The sequence below is a fragment of the Arthrobacter sp. MDB1-55 genome (assembly GCF_059092925.1).
Genome location: NZ_JBNHID010000009.1, coordinates 1 through 714 on the forward strand (window position 1 = coordinate 1; position 714 = coordinate 714).

The window sequence follows — 714 nt, forward strand, 5'->3', positions numbered from 1 at the left end:
CGTCACCGTCTCACCGTCCGGAAGGATGAGCTGCCCGGACTCGCTGTCGAAGACCACCGCCTGATCCCCCACCGCCGCAACCTGCGCATCGCCAAACGACGCAAGCTCCTCCGACTCCACAATCGTCGGGTCCTCAAACGAGCCATCGGGTCCAACCACGTAAGTTGACACGGTCCCGGCCTTCGGCGCAGCAACAACAACCCTGTTGTTGCTTGACACCGCGGCCACCGCGCCGGAGGAACCCGTCACCACCGGCTCCGTCTCCTGGTCGCTGAACGCGGCCAGGTTCTGCACCGCGGTAATCCACACAGCGCCGCCGGCCCGATCAGTCACCGCCGCCGTCGAACCACCCATCGCGACAACGGCAGAGCCCGGCAACTGCACCTCAGTGCCCCGAACCACATTCGCTACATCAACCGGGCTGACCTTCGACTGGTCCGTATTGATATTGAAGACCGTCGCCTGATCCTGAATGACGTCGAAGCCGTCGCTGTTGGCCGCATAGCCGCCATCCAACATACGCGACTGATAATTCAGGTGCCCCACCAACCCAGTGTTCCGGTTCGTCACCCACACACCGCCGTCGTTCAGATCAACCTCAGCAGTGGCAAAACCCGGATACAACAGCGCACCGCTCACCACAGCAACACTGACAGCGGAAACCGTAGAGACAGACAACGCGCGCTTGTGCTTCGTCCTGAAACGACGCAGACG

1 protein-coding gene is annotated in these 714 nt (G+C 62.2%); it reads right to left on the bottom strand.

Translation table 11 applies throughout. The annotated features are described in order from the left end of the window. The coding region (locus AC5RU3_RS15630; RefSeq protein ID WP_493966132.1) for a hypothetical protein at positions 1-546 on the bottom strand (546 nt) is incomplete at its 3' end. Between the last annotated feature and the right edge of the window lie 168 nt (positions 547-714).